Source organism: Nostoc sp. 'Peltigera membranacea cyanobiont' 210A (assembly GCF_002246015.1).
In the GTDB taxonomy this organism is placed as follows: Bacteria; Cyanobacteriota; Cyanobacteriia; order Cyanobacteriales; family Nostocaceae; genus Nostoc.
In genome coordinates this window covers 584,031-606,192 of sequence record NZ_NOLJ01000004.1, presented here as the reverse complement: position 1 = coordinate 606,192, position 22,162 = coordinate 584,031, and the positions used below count along the sequence as shown (strand labels likewise).

Annotated in this window: 19 protein-coding genes; 8 read left to right on the top strand and 11 right to left on the bottom strand. The window is 41.7% G+C overall.

The window, feature by feature from the left end; all coding sequences use genetic code 11:
• Window positions 1-4 precede the first annotated feature (4 nt).
• Both CDG76_RS36190 and CDG76_RS15530 read right to left on the bottom strand, forming a co-directional pair.
• Window positions 5-301: a hypothetical protein gene (locus tag CDG76_RS36190; RefSeq protein WP_143854096.1), complete on the bottom strand. Its 297-nt coding sequence runs from the start codon at window positions 299-301 to the stop codon at window positions 5-7.
• 77 nt (window positions 302-378) lie between these two features.
• Entirely contained in the window at window positions 379-4,080 is a 3,702-nt protein-coding gene (locus tag CDG76_RS15530; RefSeq protein WP_094349872.1) for a tetratricopeptide repeat protein, read from the bottom strand.
• A 161-nt stretch (window positions 4,081-4,241) separates the two neighbouring features.
• On the opposite strand from CDG76_RS15530, the gene CDG76_RS15525 reads away from it, so the two are divergent.
• The gene (locus tag CDG76_RS15525; protein ID WP_094349871.1) at window positions 4,242-5,369 is read left to right on the top strand and encodes a succinylglutamate desuccinylase/aspartoacylase family protein; all 1,128 of its coding nucleotides are present in this window, start codon (window positions 4,242-4,244) and stop codon (window positions 5,367-5,369) included.
• Between the two features lie 129 nt (window positions 5,370-5,498).
• Here the strand turns inward: CDG76_RS15525 and CDG76_RS15520 are convergent, their stop codons facing one another.
• Complete coding sequence (locus CDG76_RS15520; protein ID WP_094350019.1) at window positions 5,499-6,581, bottom strand: ATP-dependent 6-phosphofructokinase; 1,083 nt, start codon at window positions 6,579-6,581, stop codon at window positions 5,499-5,501.
• Window positions 6,582-7,010: 429 nt separating this feature from the next.
• Here CDG76_RS15520 and era point away from each other — a divergent pair, with 429 nt between their 5' ends.
• The 4 genes from era to CDG76_RS15500 all read left to right on the top strand — a co-directional run bounded on the left by era (window position 7,011) and on the right by CDG76_RS15500 (window position 9,545).
• On the top strand, window positions 7,011-7,985 hold the full coding sequence (gene era, locus CDG76_RS15515; RefSeq protein WP_094349870.1) for a GTPase Era: 975 nt from the start codon (window positions 7,011-7,013) through the stop codon (window positions 7,983-7,985).
• A gap of 97 nt (window positions 7,986-8,082) precedes the next feature.
• Window positions 8,083-8,760: a response regulator gene (locus tag CDG76_RS15510; protein WP_094349869.1), complete on the top strand. Its 678-nt coding sequence runs from the start codon at window positions 8,083-8,085 to the stop codon at window positions 8,758-8,760.
• A gap of 101 nt (window positions 8,761-8,861) precedes the next feature.
• Window positions 8,862-9,302, top strand: coding sequence for a GNAT family N-acetyltransferase (locus CDG76_RS15505; RefSeq protein WP_094349868.1), 441 nt, complete (start codon window positions 8,862-8,864; stop codon window positions 9,300-9,302).
• 45 nt (window positions 9,303-9,347) lie between these two features.
• Window positions 9,348-9,545 carry a hypothetical protein gene (locus CDG76_RS15500; protein ID WP_143854095.1) on the top strand — a complete coding sequence of 66 codons (198 nt, stop codon included), beginning with the start codon at window positions 9,348-9,350 and terminating at the stop codon, window positions 9,543-9,545.
• A gap of 469 nt (window positions 9,546-10,014) precedes the next feature.
• Here the strand turns inward: CDG76_RS15500 and CDG76_RS39100 are convergent, their stop codons facing one another.
• The 6 genes from CDG76_RS39100 to CDG76_RS15470 form a co-directional block, all read right to left on the bottom strand.
• Complete coding sequence (locus CDG76_RS39100; protein ID WP_262984331.1) at window positions 10,015-10,149, bottom strand: hypothetical protein; 135 nt, start codon at window positions 10,147-10,149, stop codon at window positions 10,015-10,017.
• Between the two features lie 97 nt (window positions 10,150-10,246).
• Window positions 10,247-10,987: a DUF3891 family protein gene (locus CDG76_RS15490; RefSeq protein ID WP_094349866.1), complete on the bottom strand. Its 741-nt coding sequence runs from the start codon at window positions 10,985-10,987 to the stop codon at window positions 10,247-10,249.
• A gap of 333 nt (window positions 10,988-11,320) precedes the next feature.
• The gene (locus CDG76_RS15485; protein ID WP_094349865.1) at window positions 11,321-12,013 is read right to left on the bottom strand and encodes a manganese catalase family protein; all 693 of its coding nucleotides are present in this window, start codon (window positions 12,011-12,013) and stop codon (window positions 11,321-11,323) included.
• Window positions 12,014-12,178: 165 nt separating this feature from the next.
• A complete protein-coding gene (locus CDG76_RS15480) occupies window positions 12,179-12,457 on the bottom strand; it encodes a GlsB/YeaQ/YmgE family stress response membrane protein (RefSeq protein ID WP_094349864.1) in 279 nt (92 codons plus the stop codon).
• A gap of 600 nt (window positions 12,458-13,057) precedes the next feature.
• Window positions 13,058-14,440 carry an oxygen-independent coproporphyrinogen III oxidase gene (hemN, locus tag CDG76_RS15475; RefSeq protein WP_094349863.1) on the bottom strand — a complete coding sequence of 461 codons (1,383 nt, stop codon included), beginning with the start codon at window positions 14,438-14,440 and terminating at the stop codon, window positions 13,058-13,060.
• Window positions 14,441-14,600: 160 nt separating this feature from the next.
• Window positions 14,601-15,317, bottom strand: a complete 717-nt coding sequence (locus CDG76_RS15470) for a biliverdin-producing heme oxygenase (RefSeq protein ID WP_094350017.1) — start codon at window positions 15,315-15,317, stop codon at window positions 14,601-14,603.
• 764 nt (window positions 15,318-16,081) lie between these two features.
• Between CDG76_RS15470 and CDG76_RS15465 the strand changes: the two genes are divergently transcribed.
• The 3 genes from CDG76_RS15465 to CDG76_RS15455 all read left to right on the top strand — a co-directional run bounded on the left by CDG76_RS15465 (window position 16,082) and on the right by CDG76_RS15455 (window position 19,758).
• Complete coding sequence (locus CDG76_RS15465; RefSeq protein WP_094349862.1) at window positions 16,082-18,346, top strand: DUF1796 family putative cysteine peptidase; 2,265 nt, start codon at window positions 16,082-16,084, stop codon at window positions 18,344-18,346.
• A 132-nt stretch (window positions 18,347-18,478) separates the two neighbouring features.
• Window positions 18,479-18,721, top strand: coding sequence for a helix-turn-helix domain-containing protein (locus CDG76_RS15460; protein ID WP_094349861.1), 243 nt, complete (start codon window positions 18,479-18,481; stop codon window positions 18,719-18,721).
• A 50-nt stretch (window positions 18,722-18,771) separates the two neighbouring features.
• A complete protein-coding gene (locus tag CDG76_RS15455) occupies window positions 18,772-19,758 on the top strand; it encodes a DNA-methyltransferase (protein ID WP_094349860.1) in 987 nt (328 codons plus the stop codon).
• A 15-nt stretch (window positions 19,759-19,773) separates the two neighbouring features.
• Here the strand turns inward: CDG76_RS15455 and CDG76_RS15450 are convergent, their stop codons facing one another.
• Together CDG76_RS15450 and CDG76_RS15445 are read right to left on the bottom strand one after the other, a co-directional pair.
• Window positions 19,774-20,367 carry a restriction endonuclease gene (locus CDG76_RS15450; protein ID WP_094349859.1) on the bottom strand — a complete coding sequence of 198 codons (594 nt, stop codon included), beginning with the start codon at window positions 20,365-20,367 and terminating at the stop codon, window positions 19,774-19,776.
• Between the two features lie 175 nt (window positions 20,368-20,542).
• Window positions 20,543-22,045, bottom strand: a complete 1,503-nt coding sequence (locus tag CDG76_RS15445) for an acyl-CoA synthetase (RefSeq protein ID WP_094349858.1) — start codon at window positions 22,043-22,045, stop codon at window positions 20,543-20,545.
• Window positions 22,046-22,162: the final 117 nt, after the last annotated feature.

Genomic DNA, 22,162 nt, shown 5'->3' with positions numbered 1-22,162 from the left:
GTTTCTAGGATAGAACACTGCGGCTGTAAATATTGCGTAGGTGTAGTCCGTCGTAGACATCCCAGTTGTGAATAACTACTTTGTCGTAACCAAAACGATCGCTTTGGTTATGAAAATGACGATGTTGGTTACGAAAACGATCGCTTTGGTTATGAAAATGACGATGTTGGTTACGAAAACGATCGCTTTGGTTATGAAAACGATCGCTTTGGTCATGAAAACGATTGCTTTGGTCATGAAAACGATCCTTTTGTTCATGAAAAAGATCGCTTTGGTTATGAAAACGATGTTTTTGTGGCAATACTTATGCGATCGCAAGCAATGCTTAAATAAAACTTATGAATGATTTGACGTTGGCAATAAATCTTGCACTACACCCTACGACTCTGTTTCTAGCCTATCTCGCGCTGTCCAAATTACCTCGCGCACCTCTCCAGCGCACTCTTCACCCGTCGCCTCGCGCCAAATGGATTGAAACTGGTTTTCTCCTAACTGCTTGAGCATACGGGCTAAAGCATTGATACGATAACCAATCCAATCTTGATTATGCTTTAGGTCAATAGCTAAAACACGAATGTAAATTTGCAAAGCCTCAGCGTAATTTTCTTGAGCTTCTAAAACCCTTCCCCACTTACCCAATGTTGCTGAAGCCCAATACCAATTGCGGGATTGTTCAAAAACTTCCCAGGCTTTTTGATAATAATTAATCGCCACATCAAACTGCCGTTGCTCTTCGGCTACCCTGCCCAGTTGGTGATAGTTAGTTGCAGCACTGTACAAATACCCGGCATCTTCACGTATCTTCAGCGCCTTGAGGTAGTAATCAACCGCCACATCAAACTGCCGCTGCTCTTCGGCTACCCTGCCCAGTTGGTGATAGCCACCCGCAGCATTGTACAAATCCCCGGCATCTTCATAAATTTTCAGCGCCTTGTGGTAGTAATCAACAGCCACATCAAACTGCCGCTGCTCTTCGGCTACCATGCCCAGTTGGTGATAGTCACCCGCAGCATTGTACAAATCCCCGGCATCTTCATAAATTTTCAGCGCTTTGAGGTAGTAATCAACCGCCACATTAAACTGCCTCTGCTCATAGGTGACATTGCCCAGTTGGTGATAGTCTTTGGCAGCACTGTACAAATCTCCAGCATCTTCAAAAATCTTCAGCGCCTTGAGGTAGTAATCAACTGCTACATCAAACTGCCGCTGCTCTTGGGCTACCATGCCCAGTTGGTGATAGTCTTTGGCAGCACTGTACAAATCTCCAGCATCTTCATAAATTTTCAGCGCCTTGTGGTAGTAATCAACAGCCACATCAAAATGCCGCTGCTTTTCGGCTACCATGCCCAGTTGGTGATAAGCAACAGCAATTTTGTCATTCACTGAGGAGTCATTTACAGTTATCAATTCATCTAAAATTTCTTGATAAACTTTTCTAGCTTCTGCCAACTTAGCACTTTGGAGTTCTTCGTTAGCTTCATTAACCCGCAAATACATCCAAAAATTCAAAGTATCTTCACCCTTTGCTTTCGCATCTGCCAAGTGAATACCAATTTGGTTCAGCGCCCGTTCTTGCAGTGACTTAAATTCGGGTTTGCGCCCTAAACGTTCATATACTTGTCCCAAAGCTTGCAAAATTGCCTGTGCATAAGCCCACTCCTGCTGCTGTTCGGCGAGGCGCAGGTTTTGCAACAGATTCGGTTCTTCAACTCGCAGCACAAAAGTTGCTAGTTCTGCATTGCTGATGAGTTTCTTACGGTAGATATCAGCCAAGTGTGCGTAGAGCATCAGCAACTTTTTTTCAAGTTTGTTAATCACCTCCTGGGAAGCCATCGTGTTTAACTGCTGGCGCAGATACCAAGGTAGTGCTGGGTGAATTTTGTAGATAGTGTCACCAATAAAATATTCCAAAATACCTGCGGCAGCGCATTCATTGAGAATTGTCAACCAATCTTGCTTTTGCAAGTTCTCTCCAAACACTGCCTGATAGGCTTGCCCATACTCATTATCAGGACTTTCTGAGAACTGATACAGCCAATCTGCATCAACCCGTTCCGAAAACAGCGCCAAAAATGGTAAATGCTGACGTGTTCGTTCTGACAGCTTGGCAAAAGAATAATCCAACGACACAGTAAGAGATTTTTCTCTCCCTTCTTCCTCTTGTCCCCTAAAAGTATCCAACCCCTGCCGCAGCACCTCAATTAACTGCACAGGTCTCTGCATCTTTAAATGCGGTAACACCACCCGCAAAGACAACGGATGCCCCCCCAACAATTTCAACAATTCCAAATACTCTGCTGGTAGGTTCTTTCTCTCCACACCCACGGTTTGCAGAATCTTTGCGGCTAACTCTGCTGCATCAGATGACGACAACCCCCGCAAATTGATTAAACTATACCCACAATCTAACCAAGGTTCTTCGCGGCGACTGGTAATTAATACCCAAGAATTACCACCCCGCAATTCTTTAAGAAACCGCTTCAGCTTGTTTCTCTCTTCCCCACTCAATAATGGTTCATTCCCCGTCGGGAAACCGTTGACAGGTTCAAAGTTATCCCAAATCAACAAGCAAGGATTAGTTTGCAGATATTGCCGCACTACATCTTCTTGCTGTTCTGGCATCATTTGGGAAAATCTCTCACCTCCTAACGCCCTACCAATTTGGTTAATTACCTGACTCAACCCCGCACCCTGTTCAAAGGAGGTGAAGAACATACCGCCTGTACGTCCTTGAGTGTCATTTAACCACCGGGCGAAACCTGCGGCTAACTCAGTTTTACCAACACCGCCCATTCCCTGCACCAAAACCAGATGATTTTGCCGAAATGCTCTCTCTAAACGCAAAATCTCATAATCTCGCCCAATAAAACCATAAGCACTTTCATCAGGTAAACCTACAGCCTTGCTGCTTTTTGGAGTGTTGTCTGTTTGCGCCATCAAATCGGCAAAACTGGGTGCTGTCTTTTTAGGAACAAAAGGCGTATAGGGTTCTTGCTGATACAACACCGGCACAAGCCAATCTTGTAAAGGTAAATTTCCTTTGGGACTGGGGCGCATTTTGTCAATAGACATGGATTTACGCCCTGCTGCAACTGCTGTAGCGATACACTCTCCCCTGACTAATTCCCCATACAACCGCCCAATAAAGTGTTCTGCACCTTTGGCGTAAACTGAATACGCCATCGCTACCACACCCTTAGCCCCCAATTTCACCAACTGTCCCGCCACAGAAGAAAAAGCTTCTTCGCCTACTTGTCCAGACTGGCAAGCATTCAGCACAAAAATAGGCACACGGCAATCTGTTAAATATTGGGCGATTTCTCTAGCGCTGACAGCTTGCTTATTCCCCTGTTCATCCTCAAAGACTAAAACTCCCTGTGTCTCGCTGTCAAAATTCCCATGTCCATCAAAATGGACGATATGATAAAAACCCTTATTTGCTTGCAGTTCTGCTTCAAATGCTTTCAAGCTAGGGGGACGCAATACCTTAATATTGACTCGCTGTCGTATCGGTTGCAGCGCCGCCAGCAGTGGACGGGCAATGGTTTTAAACCCTACGTCTTGCTCATCGTAAGGACGGGCAATAACTAGTAAAATATTCAGTTGGTCATCGGGCATTGCTGGCAATGGTGCTTTTACGCCCTGACTGCTGAGACTGCGATACATCCCCGCCAGTGAAGGTGCAAGAAATTGATAATCGGGGGAATATAGCAACTCCCAAGGCAAATTCAGCACTTCGGCATTATCAGAAATGATGCCCAGTTCACAGTTATCTAGCCCTTCACGTGTCGCTTCTTGAAAAAACTCTCTTGCTTTCTCTGTACTGCGAAATACTAGCTCAAATAGCTGTTGTCCCCAATGCTGTAATTTTTGTTCAATTTTTACAGCGTTATCTGGAAAAATACCGTAAGGAAACTTCAGATAATCTTCTAAATACCAGCGCAACTCAGCCGCGTTTTTTTCATCAAAGGGTTGCTGGAATGGGACTTCTGGTGCAAGGCGAGGACTTTCATATCCGCGTTGCCAGGAAAGTTGGATTTTGTCGTCTTGATGAGTTATCCGCAACCAATTCTGCACCATAGCGACCCTCAAGACTAGTTAATCATAATGCTACCTTATCCTAGTAATTCACCCAGAGGTTTGCTGATTACGCAAATGAAATCAGCAAATTCTATTGGACTAGGCTTTTAATTCAGTACAGATACAGCGATAATTTACTCAAATCATCACCGAGTTATTTCATGCTGCCAGTTATTGAAAGTATTGTATTACGTCAAATGGCTTCGGGCGATCGCCTCTACTTACAACTATACAAATTCATTGGCGCTCAACCTGGTAAAAAGGTATACATTCAATCTAATCTGCACGGTGCAGAAATTGCTGGTAATGCCGTAATTCACCAGCTAATTGAGTTTTTATTAACAATAAATGATACAGATTTAACTGGAGAAATTTGGTTAGTTCCCGTTTGTAATCCAATGGGGACGAATGAACGCGCTCATCATTTTTCTCCTGGACGTTACTGCGTTTACGAAGCCAAAGACTGGAATCGCATATTTTGGGACTACGAGAAAGAAGCTGATGATTTAGTAGCTTTTACTAAATCTCAAGTTCATAGCGATCTAGAGGTCATTCGACAAAATTATCTAACTATAATTAAGCAACAATTTGCAAAAATTTTAGAAAAACTTAATTCTTCTAGTGGTGTTCCTTACACTGAGCTTTTTGCCTACAAGCTACAAAATCTCAGTTTAGATGCAGACTACTTAATTGATTTACATAGTTCTACCAATCAAGCATTAGACTACATTTATTACTTTCCAAATCGAGAAGACAGTGCCAAATACTTCCTACTTGATTTCGGAATATTGCTTGATAAATATGATGGTGATGCTTTTGATGAAGCTTTTATCAAACCTTGGTTAGCATTAGAAGCTTGTTTTAAAGAATTAGGTAGAGAAATTAAGTTTGATGTGGAAGCTTGGACATTAGAATTAGGAGCAGGAATGCAAATGAACGCTGATTCAGTTGCTAAAGGTGTACGGGGTGTGAAAAGTTATTTAGCCCAAAAAGGTGTACTGCAAATTACTGATTTATCAGACGACACAAAAACCCATGAAATGACTTTTGCATCTAGCAGCAACCGGAAAAAATATTATGCGATCGCAGGTGGTATGATTCAATCCAGAATCGAATTAGGTAGCACAGTCAAAGTTGGAGAAAAGCTGTATCAAATTCTCAGCTTTAATAAAGAAGGTCAACTACCTAGTGTAATTGATGTCTGCGCTCAACATGATGGATTAGTTTATGATGTCGCAACCAATCAAACCGTGAATGAAGGCGAGTTTGTACTAGGAATTGTGAGTTAGAGCATTGGGCATAGATATTCATGTAATTGTCATCACAAAGACGCGATAAATCGCCGTCAAGACAAAAGACTAATTATTGTAGAGACGGCGATTCATCGCGTCTCCTGCCTTAACCAAACAGTTTTGAGTTTAGTCTCCCAAATAAATACTCATACCACGAGCAGTTTTAACTAAAGTACCATTGGGATCGACGGCGCTATATTGAGCGATCGCTTCTGTAATTGGTACACTTAATACTTGGCGATTTTGCCATGTCACCATGCGATCGTATTTAGCTTCGGCAATCAGATTAACTGCTGCTACGCCAAAGGCTGTTGCAACTAATCTATCCAGTGGTGAAGCAGTTCCACCCCGTTGAATGTGTCCTAAAACTGTGACTCGCGTTTCTACACCGATGTGCTGAATAATTTCATCGGCTAAATATTCGCCAATTCCACCGTATCGAGATTGACCTAAGCGATTGGTAATCGTCACATTTTCGCCATCTTGGGTACGAACGGCTTCAGAAACAATAATCAAACAATAGTTTTTGCCTTTCTCTTGGCGTTCTTTGATTTTGTGGCAAATATGCTCAACTGTATAAGGAATTTCGGGAATTAAAATTACATTTGCTCCCCCCGCAATTCCCGCAGCTATGGCTATGTGTCCGGCATCACGCCCCATTACTTCCAAAATCATGACTCGGCTATGACTTGCAGCAGTAAAATGTAATCGATCTAGTGCTTCTGTGGCAATATTTACTGCTGTATCAAAACCGATAGCGTGTTCAGTAACGCCAATATCGTTATCAATGGTTTTGGGAATACCTACTAGATTAATACCACCTTGTTGAGCGAGGCGACGCAAAATTGCCAAGCTACCATCGCCACCAACACCAATCAAAGCGTCTAAACCTAATTCATGATAACCTGCAATAATTTCTTCGGAGCGATCGCATAAACTTCCATCCGCCATTGGAAAAGCAAAAGGGTCGCCTTTATTGGTTGTCCCCAACATTGTGCCACCCGCAGTTAACAACGAGTCAACTTGGTCAACTTCCAGCTTGGTGAATTGTGGCGGACGTGCCATTAATCCCAGAGTCGCTTGACGGATTCCCAAAACCTCCCAGCCGTAAGTATTTACAGCACAATTTACTACAGCCCTAATCACAGCATTTAAGCCAGAACAATCACCTCCACTTGTCAGAATTCCTATGCGTTTGGGTTCTCCCACATTTTTTATTGACATTTTGATCCAAATGTATATGTTAAATAGTTGATGAAACTTAAGCCAAAGTTAGCAGCAGATTAAACCTCAGCAAAAGTCCTCCCTGTTAATGCCAAAGTAATTTTATGTTTCTTTTGGATCTAAAAACAAAACTAGGTCTAAAAATTCAGCAACTCTTGAGCCAGAAGTCAGAAATTATGTGAGTTTGGTATGATTGCCGATGAAATGAGGTAAACTTGGAGTTTAATTTTTTTAATATTCTGACTACTGCATTCTGACTCTTGAATACTACAACTAAGGTTATCTCAGCTGTAAAATATAAGTGTAGAGTCGGTAGTAGATTAAACCTCGGCAAAAGCAATCCCTAAAAATGCCAGGGTAATTTTATGCCTATTTTGTGTCTAAGAAAAAACCAAGTTATCCCAGCTATAAAATATGAGGGTGGAGCCAAAGGTGACTAGTATTGAAAATTACAACTTCTCTTTTTCAGGAGAAGTAACAATTCCCCAAGCTCCTCCTGAATTCAAATCAGGTTTTATCGGCATTGTTGGTCGTCCAAATGTCGGTAAATCTACTTTGATGAATCAGTTAGTAGGACAAAAAATTGCCATAACTTCCCCTGTAGCACAAACTACACGTAACCGTTTGCGCGGTGTATTAACTACACCAGAAGCGCAGTTAATATTTGTAGATACGCCAGGAATTCATAAGCCCCATCATCAATTGGGCGAAGTATTGGTGCAAAATGCCAAAATTGCCATTGAATCGGTAGATGTAGTCTTATTTGTGGTAGATGGATCTGTGGCTTGTGGAGCCGGCGATCGCTACATTGCTGAATTGCTCAGTCGCAGCAAAACACCAGTAATTCTGGGCGTAAACAAAACCGACCAACAACCGGCTGATTCGCAGTTTCTAGATGATAGTTACGCTCAGATGGCCCAGTCTCATGAATGGGAAATCGTGAAATTTTCGGCCAAGACTAGTACAGGATTACCGCAACTTCAAGAATTATTAATTGAGCATTTAGAAATTGGGCCATTATATTATCCTCCAGACTTGGTAACTGACCAGCCAGAACGCTTTATTATGGGTGAATTAATCCGAGAACAAATTTTATTGTTGACTCGTGAAGAAGTACCCCATTCAGTTGCGATCGCCATTGATTTAGTAGAAGAAACTCCCAGCATTACCCGTGTACTTGCTACCATCAACGTCGAGCGTGATTCCCAAAAAGGCATACTCATCGGCAAAGGTGGAGCAATGCTCAAAGCAATTGGTAGTGAAGCCCGCGAACAAATCCAAAAATTAATCGCTGGCAAAGTTTATCTAGAATTGTTTGTGAAAGTCCAGCCAAAATGGCGACAGTCGCGGATTAGTTTAGCAGAGTTAGGCTATCGGGTGGAAGAATAATAATTGGTCATTTGTCATTAGTTATTAGTCATTGGCAAGCAAAAGACAAAGGACAAATGACAAAGGACAAATGACAAATGACTCTTAATTAATAAAAATGTCTTTAGATACTCACTATCCCTTAAATTTACCGGTCAATGCTCCGCCATTGCGCGTGTTAATTGTCGAAGACGATCCGATGATGCAATTGGGATTAGAGCAATCGTTAATGGCTCATCCTCAGTTGGAGATTGTTGGACAAGCTGAAGATGGTTATTTGGGAGTTCAAGCTGCACTGCAACTGAAACCTGATTTGGTGGTTATGGATATTGGATTGCCGCGATTGGATGGTATTGCCGCAACACAGCAAATTAAGGCGGCGCTACCAGCAACTCATGTAGTGATGCTGACATCTCATCAAACGGAGACAGAAATTATTGCGGCACTGTCTAGCGGTGCAGATGCCTATTGTATCAAAGGTGCAAGTGTGGAACGATTGTTAAGTGCGATCGCAGCCGCAGTTGATGGTGCAGCCTATCTCGATCCCCAAATTGCACGGCGAGTAATTGATAATCTCAAACCGCCTTCACCCACCACCAACAACGCCAACTTATCTGGGCGCGAGTTAGAAGTATTAAAGCTGATGGTAGACGGGTTGAGTAATCCCGAAATTGCCGAAAAACTCTATCTCAGTCCCAACACCATCAAAACTCACGTCCGGGGAATTATGAATAAATTAGCAGTGGACGATCGCGTGCAAGCAGCAGTTGTAGCACTGCGTTCTGGGTTAGTTTGATTGCTAAAATCTGTGAGCGCTGTAGATGAGCATCTGATCTGGTAGTCTTTATTTGTGTGCGGGTACTTTAATTTCATGACTAACTAAACTCTGGTTTTTTTATGTCAGAAGAAATTCAAATCTTTACTACTGAATATCTTGACAAGTGCGCTCATCTATATGTTGAAGTGTTCAATGGTGAACCTTGGAACGAGCAATGGACTTTCGAGACTGCAAGAGCAAAGTTGTTTGAAATTATGAATACACCAGGTTTTGTTGGATTTGTATTCAAACAGGATGAACTGTTAGGATTCGTGGCAGGTTATTGTAAGCAAGGGCAAAAAAGTAAAAGCTTTTGTCTAGAAGAAATCTGTGTCCGACCTCATAAGCAAAGTCAAGGAATCGGGACAAAGCTACTTAACCAGTTAATGGAAACTCTAACCGCGATGCAAGTTACCTATGTTTATCTTTTGACTAAAAAGGATGGACAAGCAGAGGCTTTTTACACCAAGCATGGCTATCAAAGAAGCCAGCATCTGATTTTTATGGCAAAACGATTTTAGAGGAGATGAAAGTTTTGCATGAATTACGTATTGAACATAAAACAAATGCAGCCAAATATAGAGCAACCCAACATATATCAGGATGTTGGGTTACGCAAAGCCTCCAACGCCACTTGCTACAACGCGGGAAACCCGCGCAACGCAGTGGCTCCCCAACCTACATTTTTTTTGCAACATTTTAGCCTTGCCACGCCAGTAGGTTGGGTGAAGCAAAGCGCAACCCAACAAAGCAATTTTTCTTAACTGAACTGTATTGAGCGATCGCCACAACTTTTAGTCCCATTTACAAGTAGAGACGTACATATATATGTACGCCTCTATAGTTGATTAATTTGTTGCCAAGATGTTTGAAAAATAGTCTACCTCAATGCATTTCAGTTAAAAGAGTTTGAGAATTGATTAGGGTCTATATTAATAGGAAATAACAAAATTTCCTTCCCTTCTAAACTTGCCTTCTGGTGCAGCAAAATTGCCTTTCCCAAAGAACAATATTTAATTGGAACCCATCTGTCGCTATAGAAGTAGACAGTTACTCGGCTCATTGCATACTCTTTCAACGGCAGTGGAAGAGACCAGGACGAGTCCACAGTTTGAACCTTACCTGTTGAGTCCATGCTTTGAACCTCAGTTGTTAAGTATATATACTTTCCCTCATCAGAATGATTTGAAGGAACTATCATAAGTAATAACAATCTGCCTAAAAACTGCATCTTTAGGTAAAAGTTAGAATAATTAAAATTGACCTCACGACCTTGGCACTAAATGCGATCGCTACTTCTTGTGTCTTTGCAGCTTGGGTTATATCCACAGCATGACTCCCTAGATTAGTCGTTACTGAGATCGCCATTGCAAAAATATAAGTAGGGATTTGATAGAAGAGCGCGATCGCATAACCTAGTTTTCTTACAGCTATTTTCAGTTAAATAGCTGTAAGCTTTACGCATCTAACTCTTAACGAATGTCCACTCTAGTACCTTAATCGGGGCTTCTTGTAGTGCTTTAGATAATTCGGTGCTGCTCTCAAATTTCACCTGAGAGAGGTCGCAAGCTTCAACGTTGACCGTGAATTTATTATCCTGGAAGGGCCAGGGTTTGACAACAACCAAGTTATCACTGCGCTGCATGATGTCATAGCGCTCACCTTCAGGCCCCTTGCTAATTTCTAAAAATCGTTCATCGTCAGGTAGTTCTTGCTGACATAAAATGAGAGAAAGGCGATCGCACCATTGCATAAATGCATAGGCTGCATCAACTTCCTCCTTTTTGATGCCCAATTCTTTGCGCCAACGTTGCTGGTTTTGAAGTTGCTCGTCTAAAAGTTTGTCTAATTTTGAAGACTTACCCCGGCTTGACTCATTTAAACGGCTGATGTGCATAGAAATTAATAGAGCTACCCATCGTCCACGGTAAAGGGCATTCTTTGCCAAATCAGCCAATTTATCGACACCTGCATCTAAATCGGCATTTGTGGAGAGCATGAAGTCCTTTGGCGCACCTGCTTCAGTCAGAATATCTTCTTCCCACTCTTTTTCTAGATCATCGTGATGAGAAATTGCAGCTATAGTTTCATATAACCTTGCTGGAGCATCTTTGCGTCGCCATTGTCCCGCTAGTTCAGCTGCTAATAAAGCATGGGCACGATGATAAATTACTTCCCAACCATTTGACGTAGCGTTGACAATCACAAGTTAATCTCCTGATTCTGAGTTTTGATTTTGAGTTGAATTAATTTCTGAAGTTAGAAATGTTGGGGTAGAAATTGAAGCAGCGATCGTTCTAACTTTTTCAGTGTTGCGGAATATTTATAGCTATAGCTATTTTCAATTGAGTGTAATAGCCAAATACTCAGCGAGAATTCCCGACTTCATTAGAAAAGTCGGGAATATTTTATTTTTGCTTGCTAGATGTAGCTAAACAGCCCAAAAATTGCTAAATAAGGTGGATAAATAACCCACTTGATGATTGGGATTTTTTCACAATTTCCCAATCATCTCTTTGCTCAAAATCAAGCTATGCAATTAAGAGTGGCTTTCGAGCGGATTAGCAATATATTTGAATGTTGGCTCAGAATTCCAAGGGCCACGCTCATCCTTACCATCTCCGTTTGTAGATAGATTGTAGTAGAGAGCGACAGTTTCATCTGGCTTAATATTACCAAAGAAAGGATCTGTCAACTTACCTAGTGAATCTAGAGCTTTCATAAACATCTGAGTATGAGAAATTTCTCGTGTTAACAGATGCACTAAAGTCTCTTGGGTTCCTTTGTCGGTTGCCAACTTAATCAATTCTTCGTAAGTCTGACGAGCGCCGGCTTCAGCTGCAACGTTAGCTCTTAAATCACGCACTACATCACCGCCCTCATTTAAGTAATTTGCAGTCCAAGCATTACCTTGGCTATCTAGAAAATGAGGCCCAATTCCTCGGACTGCAAAAAGAGTACTCTTGTAAGCCTCTGTTTGATCTACATTTTTAGTATGAGCCTCAATGAGTTTACCAACCATTTCTAAATGGCTGAATTCCTCAATGGCAATGTCTTGGAGCATATCTTTAATGCCAGCATTTTCGACATGGAATGATTGAACCCAATATTGAAGTGCTGCGCTAAGTTCTCCAGTAGCTCCGCCAAACTGCTCTAGTAGCAACTGAGCAAAACGAGGGTTTGGTTCACTAACGTTAACTGCGTGAATAGGCTCTTTTTTGTGAAAAAACATAGATTTACACTTCCCAAAATTTGGTGTTACAGAATGAATCAACTTATCTTTTAGTTTTTTTCCAGATAGAGCTAATTTGATGTTTTATAGCTTCTTAAACTGGTGAACTAGAAGACTGAATAAAATACAGTAGTTATCTCAGGGTTGATAACTGCCAATCAGCGGTTATACATTGCTGCTTCTTCTGATTAATCCCCACAAATAAATAGCAACAATTGCACCAAGCACAGCCACTAAAATACCAGGAAGAGTTAAACCAGCGCCAGCCGCAGTAATTTGCAGAGTTCCTGTTCTTAACAAGGTAAATAAACTTCCACCGACGAAAGCACCAATGATACCCAAAATCATTGTGGAGAGAATTCCGCCGCCTTGATAACCAGGATAGATAGCTTTAGCAATGGCACCTGCCAAAAGTCCTAAAACTATCCAAGCAATAATACTCATAACCGCCTCAACAATCTCACTCACTTAATATCTAAGTTATCAACTCTAATTCCAAATTCTTTCTACCAGATGGGGTAAATGCTAAATCCAAAAGTTATACAAAATAATTTATATCCCGATTGGATGAGATTTTACATTTTTTGCATCTTCATCTTAAACGAAAGTTTTTGCATTTTGTAAGCTAGAAGTTATTAAAAATATCTAATCATAGACATAATTATTGTCCGCAAAACTAAATGTTAATTAGCTACTCCATATATTCTCTTTTATCTCTATCTTAAGGCATAAAATTTGTATCTAACTTATTGGGGATGTATTAAAAGTATTTATTCATTCGACTTTTGATAATTTTCGTCGTAACTCATCATTAATTATCTATATAAATAAATAATTAACCAAGATTTTTGTTGCACATTTTTATTTAACAACTTTATTCCAATTGCCTTTTGACTGCCTATCCCGCTTGCAGTGCGCTTCATGCACCACACAAATAAGTTCAAACATCAAATCGGATTACTATGTTTTAATAATATCCCCTCAAATTTTATTTTTAAGGTAGATTGAGGAGATAATATGTGGTAAATATTTGCACAAGTGATATCAAATAGCGCGGGAGAACTTTGTCTCTCGCGTTCTTGTGTGAGTATCAAATATGACGGCAATGTTTCTTACTAGTAATCTACCGATGTCGGTAATCTGGATTTGATTTTTTGATAAACTGACTAGACCATCGGCTTCTAGTGGTTTTAACGCCTCTAGTTCCTCGGAAAAATATTCATCAAAACTGATATGATATTTGTTTTCAATATCTTGCTTATGAAGTTGAAAATGAGACATAATACCCATAATCACATCCCGTCTAATAATGTCATTCTGAGTGAGCTTGATACCTTTACTAACAGGTAAACTACCTGCTGCCAATGTCTGATAATAATCCTTTAACTCCTTGTGGTTTTGAGCATAAGCATCTTCTAACATACTGATGGATGTAGCACCAAAACCAAATAATTCTGTCTCGGCGTGGGTAGTGTAGCCCTGAAAATTGCGTTTGAGAGTACCATTACGTTGAGCGATCGCTAATTCGTCATTAGTTTTAGCAAAATGATCCATGCCAATAAATAGATATTGGTTATTCGTCAATTCTTCAATGGTCATTTTCAAAATCTCTAACTTTTCCTCGGCTGGGGGTAGCGCCTCTTGAGGAATATTTTTTTGTGTCGGTTTGAGCCACGGCACATAAGCAAAGTTAAAGACAACAATTCGATCAGGATCTAATTCAATCGTCTTTTTCAGCGTTTCTTGAAATGTCTCACGGGTTTGATAAGGTAAACCATAAATTAAGTCTACGTTCACACTTTCAAACTTAGCTTCTTTGATCCAACTCATGACATCAAAGAGCATTTCTTCTGGCTGGACACGATTGACAGCTACTTGAACTTGGCGATTAAAATCCTGAATGCCAAAACTAATGCGGTTAAATCCAATCTGTCTTAGAAATAAAATGTAGTTTTTATCGATATAGCGGGGATTAATCTCAATTGAGATTTCTGCTTGGGGATCAATGTTGAAATAGCGATTGATGTTTTTCCATAAAAATTCTACTTGGTGAGGCTCCAAGTAATTAGGAGTACCACCACCCCAGTGGATTTGCAGCACTTTTCTATCGGAATCGATTAAAGCTGCGGTGTTTTTGATGTCTTGAACCAAAGACTCCACATAAGGTTTAGCAATATTCTTGTTGTTGGAAATTACTGTGTTACAGCCGCAGAAGTAGCAAGCACTTTGGCAAAAAGGGATATGGAAATATAAAGAAAGAGGGGTTTTGCGTTGATTCGAGGCGGCGATCGCGGCCTTAAAATCAGTTTCAGTGAATGTTTCGCTTAACTCTGTAGCGGGCGGGTAACTGGTATATCTAGGTGCGCGAGTGTCGTACTTTTGAATCAGATCCAGATCAAACTTGACACCAGGTAATAGAAAAACCATTGAGTTGCTTTCCAATGAATGAAGGGGGATTGGGGACTGGGGACTGGGGACTGGGGACTGGGGACTGGGGATTGGGGATTGGGGATTGGTGGAGAGGGGAGAATTATTGAACAAGTTTCTTTGTAATGCCCAATGCCCAATCCCCAATTCCCAATAAAAATTAATTAGCCGCAGCTACTTCAGTGCTACCTGAATTCTGAGAACGAGTGAGGCTATTAAAGAGAACTTGACCGAGTGCTTTAATTAAACTTTCCTCTAATTCTTGAGCCATCTTTAAATTGAACCCAAAGGCATTATTGGCTTCTGCAACAATCCGTTCTGCTGTTATATCATCAACGGGTAATGCATTTAATGCCTGACGATACTTATCCTTAAATGCCTTTTTGTCAGGAATTTGCTCAAAGTTATAAAAGGATGTGCCTTCATACCCAGAAAGCTTCAGGGCTGACTGAGCAACTTTTTGTAGCATTTGACCCCCAGAAAGATCGCCCATGTAGCGAGTGTAGGCATGACCTAGCAATAAAGCCGGTTCACTAGCAGAAATTTCCCGAATGCGGTCAATATAGCTCTGGGCAGCAGGTGAGGCTGTAACTTGCTCTCTCCAATTATCCCCATAATAGAACACCATGTCTTTTTCGAGTGAGGATTGGCGATTAAGTTCAGGAAAGTAAACTGCACTAATCACAGGATGCTGTACATGGCTCTCCAATGCGGCTTCTAGTTCGCTGTAGACGTAATACAAGTTGCTTAAGAATTTAGCGAAGCAGTCTCTATCCACAACTCCTTGCAAAAAACATTTCATGAATGCCACATTTTCCGCTGATGTGTGGGCTTGTTGAGTTCCAGAGCGGAGTTTGATGGCTAGATTGCTACTCATTGTTGCTTCCTTCATGTTCAAGCGCAAGGTTTCTTGGCAGTCACCGATTCACGATGCCTACCACGACCAGCTAAAAAATTGTTATTCTAGGTTAGAAAGGATCTGCATCACTCTATCCACAACTGCCGATGCAAATCCCAGCTATTTTTATTTCTCCTAAGATTATTTAACTATTCATTCATATATAGCTATTAAGATATTCATATTTATTTATGTTTTTCTGATGCTCATATTCAGGCACATCCTAGTTGACTAGTAACAAAAATGGTTGTGAGATAGGCATTTAAACTCTTCTGAAACGATTGGGTGATAAGCGCTGAACTCGTGACTTATGGTCGTGAGTGTGCAGCTTGCAGAAATAAAACTTGATATAACTGGTAATTACATACATCGGCTCACCATCACATTGATCGTATCTCAGTGTCGGTTAACTGTAATAGATAGTATTTGATACTAGTTGATTGCCTTAGTGCTATTGAAGGAAAAATTTAACTTAATCTTATCCTTATTTTGATTTGTTCTTAGTTGTACTAAAACTTTTAATACAATATATTCTATTTAATTAGTATTAAATCTTCTATAAAAATCCAATTTAATTTTTGAAAAGCTTGTCTGCTATAGCTTTGAGTGATATAAATCAGAGCTTCAGTATACTTAATAAGATTAATACCGGATTCTTAAGAGTTCTATGTGATATTCTCAAAACAGATTTAAGGATTCATCTGACCGTTTGGTATGGCCCTCACTAAATCAGGATAAACTCTATGTATCGATTCCAGATCAGTGCATACACTCAAACGGGCGAATCCATTGGTCTGGTGGGTTCTACTCCAGAGTTGGGATTGTGGGATATTACTAAATGTGTTCATCTGCGTACAAGTGGCGATCGCTATCCTTTATGGTGGACAAATATTGACATTCAAGAGTCAGGCGATCAACAGAGAGTTGAATACAAGTACGTGCGGCTCGATGCAAACGGTAACGCAACATGGGAGAGCTTACTAGATACAAACCGCTGGATTCCCATTGATTTTAACAATGATGCCAACACAATTATTGTGGATGATGGCGCATTCGGTTATTTACAACCTTATCCGTTCGGATATATTGAGAACCCTGCTGTGAAAATACCTCTGGATGAAGAGTCTGAAGGTTTAAAAATCTTAGTCATTGGTAGTTCCGTTGCATTAGGTCATAAAGCCTGGTTTTTGCAAGGTTGGGTCTGGTTGTTGGCACAGGCTTTACAGCAAAAATATGGGCATAAACTTGTGAATGTGTCGGAGGTGGGGGCGAATGTCAGCAGAACGATCGCTCGATTCCCCTGGTTTGTCACCCCAGAAAAACCGGATATCGTCATCATTGCCCTATCTCTGGGTAACGAAGGGTTAGCTTACTGTTCCCCTCACGAACGGCGGGCGGTACAACGGCGGTTTGAAAGTGGCTTGCAGCAGCTTGTGAAAATGACGCGCGACATCGGAGCAATCCCCATTCTAGGCGGAGTCTATCCCAACGGTGATTATTCCCTGGAACATTACTCGCTGATCCGAGACACACACAAACGAATGCTCAGTTGGGGCGTACCTGTACTTGATTGGTTGGCAGCCGTGGATGATGGACAAGGACGATGGAAAGCGGGGACATCCTTCGATCCGGCTCACCCGAATACAGTCGGTCATAGCCTTATGTATCAGCAGATCGACCACCATTTATTCGATATCAACAAAGACGTATTAGCAAAAGAAAAACAACGCTTCCGGCAACCGAATGAATTCCCCATCTACTTTGATAATAGGGGCTTTCATGTCTCTGTGTGTATGGAAGAGAAGCATTTACGAATCGTTAATTCATCGGCATACAGCTACACGATCGCTCCCTATTGGCAAGAACTACAAACTGCACTGCAAAGTAAGGCTGGATTGATATCAGGTATTTACATTGCGAAGTCTGTCAAGCCGGGGACGCTCCCTTTCTTGGCTGTAGAGGATGGCGCGATCGCAACTACAATAAACATCCCCCCAAATACCGATTTAGAATATAGCGCCGCCTTCAATCTCTTTTCGCCGAACAACGTTTTATTCTATGACGGGCATTTGGGGATTTGGCAAGCAGATGAACGCCACCTCTGGATAATCAACGAATCGGACAGCGAGTACAACATTCAGCCAATGTGGACGGAAGTTTGTAACGCACTTCAAGCGATGCCATCGGGTGTTTATGAAGATCCGCTTTATCCCGATCTCCCGTTTCGCACGATGATGATTGGTAAGGATGGGTTAGAAAGCCGGGTGAAAGCACCACCTAAGTCTGCGGTGTTGTTCCAATACAAATGTGAGTTATCGGATATCAGCCGTGTGGCAATTCTTCCCCTTGGCGATCGCTGTGCCGTCCGCATGATGCTATATAAGATGGAATATGACGGCCCCGCCTTTCCCTTCGATCTGACGCGCACCACTAATATTGCAGATGTTGCGGATGCGATCGAACACGGTTTTGATGATATGTGGAACCCTGCTTTTTTGCACTACAGTCCCGATGCAGGTAGAATTTACCATAGTAAGTGGTCGGGTTTATCCTTTGCCCATGAAGTTGAGGAGACAGACGACCCAAAAAACGATATGTCTCCCGTCCATGAACGGATGCGTATTCGTTACACAGCACGCTCTGAAAGGTTTTGGTACGCATTGCGGCATTGCGACAAAGTGCTTTTTGTCCGCACAGGAATTAGCGATGCCTACGGCGGCAAGCTACGCGGTGGTGTGATAGATTTAGTCAACAAGCTGCAAAAACAATGCCAGGGGAAGCCATTTCATCTGTTGCTTCTTTCTCCCCAAAGCGGTGATGAATTTTTAGACCTTCCCAATGTACTGCATTACAATGTCGAGTTTAATCCCGATCGCATGTATGACGATTTGGGACACTGGATGTACTGCACAGAAGTTATGCGAGGAATTCTGGAATCTCTTGGTGTGTCCAGCAAAAATCTTTTCTGGTGTCCGCCAAAGATACCGAAGGGGTGGGAAATTAGGTAGGGGCGATCCGCTCAAGCCCTTTGACTCAGTGGTGGCTGGCGTTTTCTAGTATCTATTTTCAGAGAATTTTAGTTATCCTTGAATATGCAATATAAAAAAGATTGGCTCCAGTGATTAAAGCATTTTCATCCTATGACAGACTCCGGATCAAATGATAGCCCGGAATTACTTTCTGTAGCTCAAACTGCCAAGCTACTTGATGTAACTCGTCAGCGAATTCACGACCTAATTAAGAATGGTCAGATTATAGCTTGCAAACTTGGGCGTTACTATTACATAGAATTTGCTGAAGTAGAGAGGTATAAAAATCAACCTGCTGGAAAACCCTATCAGCCGCGTAGTACAACCTCTCAAAAAAACTCTATTGACTATTGACAACAGAGTTTCTATACTCAAGCTATACTAATGTACTAGAGGTTAAGTGAATGCTCCCCTTTCAAGCGATCACACCTGATGTTGCAACTCAACAAGAACTGCAACAGGTTTATATCAGTGAGCATGGCATACTCTACCAAGGAGACTGTCTTAAATTTTTGTCAGCTTTGGCAAATGATTCCGTGGATTTGGTATTTGCCGACCCACCTTTTAATCTCGGTAAAGAATATGGTGAAGGTATAAGCGATCAAATCAAGGCAGATCAGTATTTAAGCTGGTCGCAACAGTGGCTTGATGAAAGCATTCGCATACTTAAACCAGGTGGCAGCTTATTTATTTTCAACCTGCCCAAATGGTGTATAGAGTACGGCGCATACCTTAATCGTAAAGGAATGTGCTTTCGGCATTGGATTGCTTGCAGAATGCCAAAGGCTTTTCCTAGAGGTAAAAAAATGTCTCCGGCTCACTACGGACTGATCTATTATACAAAAGGGGAGCCAGCCGTTTTCAACAAAGTCTACACACCGATTCAACTCTGCCGACACTGTGGCAAAGAGATTCGTGACTATGGTGGGCATCGAAAAAGCCTCAATGAAAAAGGCATCAACTTAATGGATGTCTGGGATATGCCAGAAGATGTTTGGGAGGATGCCCCTGAAGCTTCCACTACTGAAGTTTTATGGACATTAACCGAGGAGATGTGGACTGATATTCCACCCGTTCGGCATCGTCGGCACAAAAAACGAGTTCCTAATGAGCTCGCTCCCATTATGCTGGAACGGATTATCGCAATGGCATCTGATCCAGGGCAGATTGTGGTCGATCCTTTTGGGGGTTCTGGTACTACATTTTATGCAGCAGAAAAACTACACCGTTACTGGATAGGTTCAGAAATTGGAGATACAGAGCCAGCAGTAGACCGCTTGACTGACTTGGCTAATGGAATTGTAGAGCAATGGGAATCGGCAAGGGGAAGCAAGAAATTGAAACAAGGCAAAACAACTGCATTACAACTGCCTATTCCTTACTCTACATAATTCATGCAGGAAAATTTAGACTAATGCACGACCATCTGTTCCTTTGGTAATCTTTGGTACATTGTCATCTAACCGATCGTGTTCAATCACAAAAATTGCCAGAAAACCCTCTTCAATACGGATTGCCCGCCAAATATCAAAGTATGGCTCTAGCTCTTCATAGTTGCCAATCCGATCAGTTAGATAAGGGTAGAGTTTTCTACTGGGGAGTACCAAGACAGCGCCTAAAAAGACACCCCGTAGTAATCCAAGACTCAGTTTATTGACTGCTCGATGGCTTGAAGAGATGTTACCCGTTTCCCACTCAAGCGCAAAAAGATATTTGTCAATGATCTTTGTTGCATCGACCTTTCCTGGCGATCGAGTTGCATAGTTAATCGAAGTTTCGAGACTCCATCCAAATTTATCTCTCAATGCAACCATGCAAGCATCTTTAATTGGCTTGACGCCATTACCGTGCTTTGTTGGATTAATTGTAAAACTGGATGTACCAGGAGGATGAACGATTAGAGAGATAGCATCACGAATTTCAGCCCTAATGATAGACCAATCGTTTGATTCTTCAAAATTCCCAATACTGATCAGAGAAACTTCTTGAACAATTTTCATATTAACTACTCATTGACTTAGCTATGCAAAAGTAGTGCAGGTTTGCCTATTTGTTGCAATTAAGGTTTGTTTCTACATCGTCTAACAAACAGATAACCTCGCGCTACACTCCCATAGTCAACTCAAAGCCAGCTAACTTTAAACTCCAAGTCTAATTGAGCGTTGACGATCGCTATCAGCAAAATAGCTCAACCACCGTCGGTTTAGTAACTTTCCCCATCGCATTGCGCGGTAATTCTTCAACTATCAAAATTTGGGTTGGCACTTTATAAACAGCCAATCGCTCTTTTGCCCAACTCCTGAAAGCTTGTAATGTTAAAGGTTGTGAACCTTGCAATACTAACGCGGCACAAACCCGTTCACCCCACTCTAAATCGGCAACCCCAACCACTGCACATTCTTGAATATTTGGATGGGTTCTTAGCACTTCTTCAATTTCTAAAGCTGAAACTTTATACCCTCCAGTTTTGATGATATCTACGCTCATCCGTCCCAGAATTCGGTAGTTGCCATTCTCCACTACGGCGGTATCTCCAGTACGGAACCAGCCATCTTGGAAAGCTTTGGCGGTTGCTTCGGGGTTTTGCCAATATTCTAGAAACACTCCGGGGCCTTTAACTTGGATCTCCCCTGGGGTTTCGCCTGGGACTAACTCTCCGTTCTCATCCACTAATCTTACTTCAACATGAGGTAGAGGTTTACCAACATATCCAGATAACCGCTCACCATGTAAAGGGTTTGATAGCGCCATACCAATTTCAGTCATACCATAGCGCTCAAGCAGAAAATGGCCGCTGATAGTCTGCCACTTTTCTAAAACTTGGACTGGTAATGCTGCCGAACCAGAAACCATCAGGCGCATCTTAGCACAGCCTTCTGACATCGTTTTTTGGCGTTCCTTAGAGGCTGTTTCCCAAGCAGTAATTAGCTTTACATAAATTGTTGGTACTGCCATAAATAGGGTTAAGTCACCATCACAAATTCGGTTCCAAACAGTTTCGGCATCAAATTTGCTCAAGATATGGCACTCTGCTCCAGCCCATAAAGCACAAGTCAGTACGTTAATAATTCCATGAATATGATGTAGTGGCAGGATATGTAAAATGCGATCATCCGATGTCCATTCCCAAGCGGTGTTTAAGCTAGTCACTTGGGCTTGAATATTTTGGTGAGTCGTAACTACACCCTTGGGTTTACCTGTTGTACCACTGGTGTAGAGAATTAAGCCGCGTCTCGTGATATCTATCTCTGGGAGGCGACTAATATTATGTGGGAGCGTTTCTGAGGTGAGGATAAATCGCAAATTGCGTTCTTGGGCGAGCGATGCCTGCGGCGGTAAACTACGCAGTATATCCTCAAAATTAGGATGAGCAATAATAATCGATGCTCCAGAATTAGTAATTACATACTCCAATTCTGGGCGTGGGTGGGAAACACACAGAGGTACAGCTATGCCACCAGCCCGCCAAATTCCCCATTGAGTGGCTACATACTCAAATCCAGGCGGAATGAGAAAGGCAACTCGCTGCTCTTGTAAATTTTCTGCATTTTGAAGAAGACTTGTTGCTATTTGACTGGAAGTGTGTAGCAAATCTCGATAAGTAAATGCTCCATCCGTTGTCACAATTGCTGTTTTTTCGTTATATTCTTCAGCACGAATAATCAATGGTAAATTCACGTTTATTTGCCGATTTAGGGTTGATTCAGTCTACTTAAAGAAAGTATATGTAGAAATCTGATTTAATTTGCTTCGCACCAACAGACTCAGATAAAAATCTTTTAATGAGTCGATAAT

Excerpts from the sequence above, each read along its gene's own strand:
- CDG76_RS15530 (WP_094349872.1), bottom strand. The coding sequence starts at position 4,080 with ATGGTGCAGAATTGGTTGCGGATAACTCATCAAGACGACAAAATCCAA.
- CDG76_RS15525 (WP_094349871.1), top strand. The coding sequence starts at position 4,242 with ATGCTGCCAGTTATTGAAAGTATTGTATTACGTCAAATGGCTTCGGGC.
- hemN (WP_094349863.1), bottom strand. The coding sequence starts at position 14,440 with ATGGTTTTTCTATTACCTGGTGTCAAGTTTGATCTGGATCTGATTCAA.
- CDG76_RS15465 (WP_094349862.1), top strand. The coding sequence starts at position 16,082 with ATGTATCGATTCCAGATCAGTGCATACACTCAAACGGGCGAATCCATT.
- era (WP_094349870.1), top strand. The coding sequence starts at position 7,011 with ATGAGGGTGGAGCCAAAGGTGACTAGTATTGAAAATTACAACTTCTCT.
- CDG76_RS15470 (WP_094350017.1), bottom strand. The coding sequence starts at position 15,317 with ATGAGTAGCAATCTAGCCATCAAACTCCGCTCTGGAACTCAACAAGCC.
- CDG76_RS15455 (WP_094349860.1), top strand. The coding sequence starts at position 18,772 with ATGCTCCCCTTTCAAGCGATCACACCTGATGTTGCAACTCAACAAGAA.
- CDG76_RS15500 (WP_143854095.1), top strand. The coding sequence starts at position 9,348 with ATGCAGCCAAATATAGAGCAACCCAACATATATCAGGATGTTGGGTTA.
- CDG76_RS15460 (WP_094349861.1), top strand. The coding sequence starts at position 18,479 with ATGACAGACTCCGGATCAAATGATAGCCCGGAATTACTTTCTGTAGCT.
- CDG76_RS15505 (WP_094349868.1), top strand. The coding sequence starts at position 8,862 with ATGTCAGAAGAAATTCAAATCTTTACTACTGAATATCTTGACAAGTGC.
- CDG76_RS15485 (WP_094349865.1), bottom strand. The coding sequence starts at position 12,013 with ATGTTTTTTCACAAAAAAGAGCCTATTCACGCAGTTAACGTTAGTGAA.
- CDG76_RS39100 (WP_262984331.1), bottom strand. The coding sequence starts at position 10,149 with ATGGCGATCTCAGTAACGACTAATCTAGGGAGTCATGCTGTGGATATA.
- CDG76_RS15510 (WP_094349869.1), top strand. The coding sequence starts at position 8,083 with ATGTCTTTAGATACTCACTATCCCTTAAATTTACCGGTCAATGCTCCG.
- CDG76_RS15480 (WP_094349864.1), bottom strand. The coding sequence starts at position 12,457 with ATGAGTATTATTGCTTGGATAGTTTTAGGACTTTTGGCAGGTGCCATT.
- CDG76_RS15450 (WP_094349859.1), bottom strand. The coding sequence starts at position 20,367 with ATGAAAATTGTTCAAGAAGTTTCTCTGATCAGTATTGGGAATTTTGAA.